Source organism: Streptomyces fuscigenes, from assembly GCF_021556455.1.
Taxonomy (GTDB): Bacteria; Actinomycetota; Actinomycetes; order Streptomycetales; family Streptomycetaceae; genus Streptomyces; species Streptomyces fuscigenes.
Map to the genome: position 1 here is coordinate 1 of NZ_JAKGCV010000678.1, position 2,012 is coordinate 2,012.

Here is a 2,012-nt window from a genome sequence, read left to right on the forward strand (position 1 = left end):
CCTCGTGTGGCGCTGCCCCTCGCGGGTGCGCGCGCTCGCGGTGACCGCGTCCGGGCGCCCGGTGGCGCTGGCCGGCACTTCGGCCGGGCACAGCGTGGAGCCGCCGCGCCCGTGGTGGGCGGACGAGGGGACACCGGTCTTCCCCGGCCAGGACCTGGAGTGCGAGCGGGTGCTGCTCGCCGACGCGCGGGCGCTCGGCGCGCCCCGGCTGCTGGCCGCGACCGGCGAGCGGATCCTCTTCGCGGTGACGGTGGCCGGCGAGGTCGCCCTGTACGAGGGCGGCGAGGGCGCCGCGGCCCGCCGCGTCAGCCCGCAGGGCCGCTCGGTCGCCGACTTCGCCGTCTCGCCCGACGGACACGTCGCGCTGTGCCTGGAATCGGCGACCGAGCCGGTCGAGCTGTACCTCGCGGGCAGGCGCGCCTCCCGCCTCAACGCCGCCTGGACGGCGCGGGCGCGGCCGGTCGCACCCGAGTCCCTCACCGCGACCTCCGCCGACGGCCTCACCGTGCACGGGCTGCTCTACCGCTCGCCGCACGCGCGGCCGGGCGGCGGGGACGTCCTGCTGCGGGTGCACGGCGGCCCGCACATGACGTACGGCAACGCCTTCGACCTGGAGACGCAGGCGTACGCGGCCGCCGGGTTCCACGTCCTGCTCCCGGAGGTGCGCGGCAGCGCGGGCCGCGGCACCGCGTTCCGGGCCCTGAGCGTCGGAGCCTGGGGCCGGGGAGATTTCGACGACCTGACGGCCTTCGCCGACCTGGCCGTGTCGAGCGGGCTCGCCGCGCCGGACCGGCTCTACCTCACCGGCGGCAGCTACGGCGGCTACCTCACCAACTGGGCGCTGACGCGGACGGGCCGCTTCCGGGCGGCCGTGTCCGAGCGGTCCGTGTCCCACGTGGCGTCAAAGTACGGCACGTCCGACAACGGATTCACCGTCAACCGCCACGAGTTCGGCGGCACGGACCTCTACGACGCCCGCAGCGCGGCCCTGCTGTGGGAGCGCTCGCCGCTCGCGCACGCGGCGTCGGTGACCACGCCCCTGCTGCTCGTCCACGGCGAGGCCGACGAGCGCTGTCCCATCGAGCAGTCCGAGGAGTTCTACGCCGCGCTGCGCCGCCGAGGCCACGAGGTGGTGTTCGCCCGGTACCCGAACGCGTCCCACGGTTTCGCGACCTCGGGCCGCCCCGACCACCGCCTGCACCGGCTCGGGCTGATCCTCGACTGGCTCAGGACCCACGCGGCGGACGCCGAGGGCCCGGACCCGGCGGGGGAGCGGGCCGGGGCGGTGACCGGTACCACCGGGACGGGCGGGACGGCGGGGGAGCGGGGGGACGCGTAGGGCGTAGGGCGTACGGGGCAGGTACGGCCGGGGTGTGTTCCGGTCGGCCCGCCGCGCCCTCGGACCGCCCCGGCACGGCGTCCGGAGGCGCCCCGGACCCGTCAGCCCGCCGCGTAGCAGTGCAGGGTCACCGGGTCGCCGGGCCCCCACTGCTGCGCGACCGTGCCCAGTTCCCGCCAGCCGAGCCGCTCGTAGAGCGCGCGCGCCGACGTGTCCGACGCCAGCACGTCCAGTACGGGGTGCAGCCCCGCGCCGCGCGCCGCGTCCACGGCGGAGGCCAGCAGGCGCGCGCCGCCGGCCCGGCCCCGGTCGCCGGGCGCGACGAAGAGGCGGCCGACGACCGCCGTGGCGGACGGATCGCCCCCGGACCGCCGGCCCCACAGGCGGGGCGCCCCGTCGTCGGCGGTCGCCCGGGAGAGGCCCACGTGCCCGGCGACGGCGCCGCCGCCGTCCACCGCCACCCAGGCGGCCCGCAGTTCCGGCGGCGAGAGCCAGCCGACCGGATCGGCGGGCCAGTTCATCGGGTACGCGCTGTGCGCGTGCACCTCGGCGAGCACCCGCGCGCACGGCGCGAGGTCGGCGGCGCCCCGGGGGCGCACCGAGAGGGGCTCGGCGCCGGGGGTGCGGGGGGTGCCGGGACTGGCGGGGCCGGGGGCGTGGGAGCGCATCGGCG

2 protein-coding genes are annotated in these 2,012 nt (G+C 78.6%); one reads left to right on the forward strand and one right to left on the reverse strand.

Annotated features, from left to right (window positions below):
• Window positions 1–1,339: alpha/beta hydrolase family protein (locus L1885_RS27665; protein WP_235799887.1), on the forward strand; the 1,339-nt coding region annotated here is incomplete at its 5' end.
• 101 nt (window positions 1,340–1,440) lie between these two features.
• Here the strand turns inward: L1885_RS27665 and L1885_RS27670 are convergent.
• Window positions 1,441–2,007 carry a GNAT family N-acetyltransferase gene (locus tag L1885_RS27670; protein WP_235799888.1) on the reverse strand — a complete coding sequence of 189 codons (567 nt, stop codon included), beginning with the start codon at window positions 2,005–2,007 and terminating at the stop codon, window positions 1,441–1,443.
• Between the last annotated feature and the right edge of the window lie 5 nt (window positions 2,008–2,012).